This is a genomic window from Staphylococcus sp. HMSC062A01, assembly GCF_001836805.1.
GTDB classification, from domain to species: Bacteria; Bacillota; Bacilli; order Staphylococcales; family Staphylococcaceae; genus Staphylococcus; species Staphylococcus haemolyticus.
Genome location: NZ_KV830642.1, coordinates 1 through 1,219, shown reverse-complemented (window position 1 = coordinate 1,219; position 1,219 = coordinate 1). Strand labels below are relative to the sequence as shown.

General features: G+C 52.0%; 12 tRNA genes. All 12 read left to right on the top strand.

Annotated features, from left to right (window positions below):
- Positions 1-42: 42 nt before the first annotated feature.
- The 12 genes from HMPREF2715_RS09935 to HMPREF2715_RS09880 all read left to right on the top strand — a co-directional run bounded on the left by HMPREF2715_RS09935 (position 43) and on the right by HMPREF2715_RS09880 (position 1,176).
- Positions 43-124, top strand: a tRNA-Leu gene (locus HMPREF2715_RS09935).
- A gap of 3 nt (positions 125-127) precedes the next feature.
- Positions 128-202: transfer RNA gene (locus HMPREF2715_RS09930), tRNA-Gly, on the top strand.
- A gap of 16 nt (positions 203-218) precedes the next feature.
- A tRNA-Leu gene (locus tag HMPREF2715_RS09925) sits at positions 219-307 on the top strand.
- Between the two features lie 11 nt (positions 308-318).
- Positions 319-392, top strand: a tRNA-Arg gene (locus HMPREF2715_RS09920).
- Positions 393-400: 8 nt separating this feature from the next.
- Positions 401-474, top strand: a tRNA-Pro gene (locus HMPREF2715_RS09915).
- Positions 475-501: 27 nt separating this feature from the next.
- Positions 502-577 (top strand) — tRNA-Ala (locus tag HMPREF2715_RS09910).
- 24 nt (positions 578-601) lie between these two features.
- A tRNA-Met gene (locus HMPREF2715_RS09905) sits at positions 602-675 on the top strand.
- A 28-nt stretch (positions 676-703) separates the two neighbouring features.
- Positions 704-777 (top strand) — tRNA-Ile (locus HMPREF2715_RS09900).
- A 9-nt stretch (positions 778-786) separates the two neighbouring features.
- Positions 787-879 (top strand) — tRNA-Ser (locus HMPREF2715_RS09895).
- Positions 880-890: 11 nt separating this feature from the next.
- Positions 891-964, top strand: a tRNA-Met gene (locus HMPREF2715_RS09890).
- A gap of 11 nt (positions 965-975) precedes the next feature.
- Positions 976-1,051 (top strand) — tRNA-Asp (locus tag HMPREF2715_RS09885).
- 35 nt (positions 1,052-1,086) lie between these two features.
- Positions 1,087-1,176 (top strand) — tRNA-Ser (locus HMPREF2715_RS09880).
- Positions 1,177-1,219: the final 43 nt, after the last annotated feature.

Here is a 1,219-nt window from a genome sequence, read left to right as displayed (position 1 = left end):
AGAGGGTCAGAGGTTCGAATCCTCTATGGCTCACATGTATACGCGGGTGTGGCGGAATTGGCAGACGCACTAGACTTAGGATCTAGCGCCTTACGGCGTGGGGGTTCGACTCCCTTCACCCGCATACGCGGAAGTAGTTCAGTGGTAGAACACCACCTTGCCAAGGTGGGGGTCGCGGGTTCGAATCCCGTCTTCCGCTCCATTATTTTTAATATAGTGCCGGGGTGGCGGAACTGGCAGACGCACAGGACTTAAAATCCTGCGGTGAGAGATCACCGTACCGGTTCGATTCCGGTCCTCGGCACCATATATAATTTTGCGCCCGTAGCTCAATTGGATAGAGCGTTTGACTACGGATCAAGAGGTTATGGGTTCGACTCCTATCGGGCGCGTTCTCTTACGGGAAGTAGCTCAGTTTGGTAGAGCACTTGGTTTGGGACCAAGGGGTCGCAGGTTCGAATCCTGTCTTCCCGATAGGAACTTTAATTATATAAAAAATATGGGGGCTTAGCTCAGCTGGGAGAGCGCCTGCTTTGCACGCAGGAGGTCAGCGGTTCGATCCCGCTAGTCTCCACCATATTAAATTTACAAACTAGATAACGGCGGTGTAGCTCAGCTGGCTAGAGCGTACGGTTCATACCCGTGAGGTCGGGGGTTCGATCCCCTCCACCGCCACTACTTATTAGTTGTAGAATTATAATTTGGACCTTTAGCTCAGTTGGTTAGAGCTAACGGCTCATAACCGTTCGGTCGCAGGTTCGAGTCCTGCAAGGTCCATATAATTTTGGAGGAATACCCAAGTCCGGCTGAAGGGATCGGTCTTGAAAACCGACAGGGCCTTAACGGGCCGCGGGGGTTCGAATCCCTCTTCCTCCGCCATTAATTATTATCGCGGGATGGAGCAGTTCGGTAGCTCGTCGGGCTCATAACCCGAAGGTCGGTGGTTCAAATCCGCCTCCCGCAATTTATCTTTTAGGTCTCGTAGTGTAGCGGTTAACACGCCTGCCTGTCACGCAGGAGATCGCGGGTTCGATTCCCGTCGAGACCGCCATTTAATAATTTTATAGTAATTTACATTTAATTAGTGGAGGAATACCCAAGTCCGGCTGAAGGGATCGGTCTTGAAAACCGACAGGGGCTTAACGGCTCGCGGGGGTTCGAATCCCTCTTCCTCCGTATTATATTGGTCTCGTAGTGTAGCGGTTAACACGCCTGCCTG